Origin of the sequence: Streptomyces sp. MBT53 (assembly GCF_016654115.1) — a bacterium.
Classification (GTDB): Bacteria; Actinomycetota; Actinomycetes; order Streptomycetales; family Streptomycetaceae; genus Streptomyces.
In genome coordinates, this window is the sequence record NZ_JAEQAZ010000443.1 from 1 (window position 1) to 2,132 (window position 2,132).

The 2,132-nt window shown below is 71.4% G+C and carries 3 protein-coding genes; 1 reads left to right on the top strand and 2 read right to left on the bottom strand.

Annotated features, from left to right (window positions below):
* Positions 1–268: 2'-5' RNA ligase family protein (locus JHN45_RS52010; protein ID WP_307783463.1), on the bottom strand; the 268-nt coding region annotated here is incomplete at its 3' end.
* 26 nt (positions 269–294) lie between these two features.
* Here JHN45_RS52010 and JHN45_RS52015 point away from each other — a divergent pair.
* Positions 295–807 (top strand): GNAT family N-acetyltransferase, encoded by a 513-nt coding sequence (locus JHN45_RS52015; protein ID WP_201056509.1) that lies wholly within the window; start codon positions 295–297, stop codon positions 805–807.
* 15 nt (positions 808–822) lie between these two features.
* Here JHN45_RS52015 and JHN45_RS52020 read toward each other — a convergent pair whose 3' ends face one another.
* A complete protein-coding gene (locus JHN45_RS52020) occupies positions 823–2,097 on the bottom strand; it encodes an MFS transporter (RefSeq protein WP_200717743.1) in 1,275 nt (424 codons plus the stop codon).
* Between the last annotated feature and the right edge of the window lie 35 nt (positions 2,098–2,132).

Genomic DNA, 2,132 nt, shown 5'->3' on the forward strand with positions numbered 1-2,132 from the left:
ACAGCGCCCGCCCCTCCCCGAACTGCCCACCGCCGCGCACCGCGAGCCCGAACGGTTCGCTCCCGTGCGCGGTCCGCTCCAGGGCGGCCGACAGTTCCGGTACGGCGTCCTCGTCGACCTCGCCGTAGAACGCGAGCGTGAAGTGCCAACCCGGGCGGCCGGTCCAGCGGAGCGCGTCCGCGCCCGGCAGGCGCCTCAACTCCTCGACCCGCGAGGCGAGTTCGGCGGCGATGTCCTCCGGGGGCAGCACGGCGGCGAAGAGTCTCATGCGCCTCAGCCTGCCACCATGAACGCGTGACCATCAGCATCAGGGACGGCGGTCCCGACGACATTCCCGCGATACTCGGCATGTTCGACAGTGCCGTGGCGTGGCTCGTCGCGCAGGGGCGGACCGGGCAGTGGGGCAGTACGCCGTGGTCGGAGAATCCGAAGGCCGTGGCGATGGTGGAGCGGTATGTGGCGACCGGCAGCCCGTACATCGCCGAGGTCGACGGCGTCCCCGCCGGCACGCTCACCCTCACCGACTCGCCGGGGTCGTACGTCGAAGCCGTCGACGAGCCCGAGCGGTATGTGCATCTGCTCGCCTCCGACCGCCGGTTCAGGGGGTACGGCGTCGGCAGCGCGCTGCTCGCGCACGCGGCGGAGGTGACCCGGGCGGCCGGGATCTCGCTGCTGCGGGTGGACTGTTACGCGGGGGACGACCGCAAGCTCGTCGCCTACTACGAGGCCAACGGGTTCACGGCGACGGAGGCCATCGTCGTCGGGGAGGACGACTGGCCGGGGCAGGTGCTGGCCCGGAGGGTGTAGCACCTGCCCCAAGTGTCATGCCGCCGCGGTCAGTTGCTCCCGCTCTCGGGGGACGAAGGCCACGCTCGGGTGGCCGTGGTTCCAGTCGAAGGACAGGCGGAGGTCGCCGATGCGGGCCAGGATCACGCCGATCGTGGCGGCGGCCACGGCCGCGATGGCACCGCCGAGGGCGAAGCTCACCCGGGGGCCGTAGGCATCCGTGATCCAGCCGACGATCGGTGCGCCCACCGGCGTACCGCCCATGAAGACCATCATGAACAGGGCCATGACCCGGCCGCGCATGGCCGGGTCGGTGCCCATCTGGACGGCGGTGTTGGCCGTGACGTTGACCGTCAGGCCCGCGATGCCGATCGGGACCATGAGCAGGGCGAACAGCCAGTAGGAGGGGGCCACCGCGGCCACGATCTCCAGCAGGCCGAAGGCCGCCGCCGCCGCGATGAGTATCCGGAGGCGGGTGGTGCCGCGGCGGGCGGCGAGCAGGGCGCCGATCAGGGAGCCGACCGCCATGAGGGTGTTGAAGAGGCTGTAGGCGCCGGCGCCCGCGTGGAAGATGTCGTCCGCGTAGGCCGAGAGCCACACCGGGAAGTTGAAGCCGAACGTGCCGATGAAGCCGACGAGGACGATCGGCCAGATCAGGTCGGGGCGGCCGGCGACGTAGTGCAGGCCCTCGCGGAGCTGGCCCTTGCCGCGCGGGGCGCGCTTCGCCACGGCCTTCAGGTCGCGGTTGCGCATGAGGAGCAGGCTCGCCAGGGGCGCCACGAACGACAGGCCGTTGAAGAGGAACGCCCAGCCGGTGCCGACGCCGGTGATCAGGACGCCCGCGACGGCGGGGCCGACCAGACGGGCGGACTGGAAGTTCGCCGAGTTGAGGCTGACCGCGTTCTGCAGCTGCTCGGGGCCGACCATCTCGGAGACGAAGGACTGGCGGGCCGGGTTGTCGACGACCGTGGCGAGGCCGACGGCGAAGGCGGCGACGTAGACGTGCCAGACCTGGACGTGCCCGGAGAGCGTGAGGGCGGCGAGGGCGAGGCCGGTGAGGGCCATCGCGGACTGGGTGACGAGGAGGGTGGGGCGCTTGGGCAGCCGGTCGACGAGGACACCGCCGTAGAGCCCGAAGAGGAGCATCGGCAGGAACTGGAGGGCGGTCGTGATGCCCACGGCGGCGGAGGAGCCGGTGAGGCTGAGGACCAGCCAGTCCTGGGCGATGCGCTGCATCCAGGTGCCGGTGTTGGAGACGACCTGGCCGATGAAGAACAGGCGGTAGTTCCGGATCCTCAGCGAGCTGAACATCGAGGACTTGCCTGGTGGGGTGGGCGGGGAGCTGT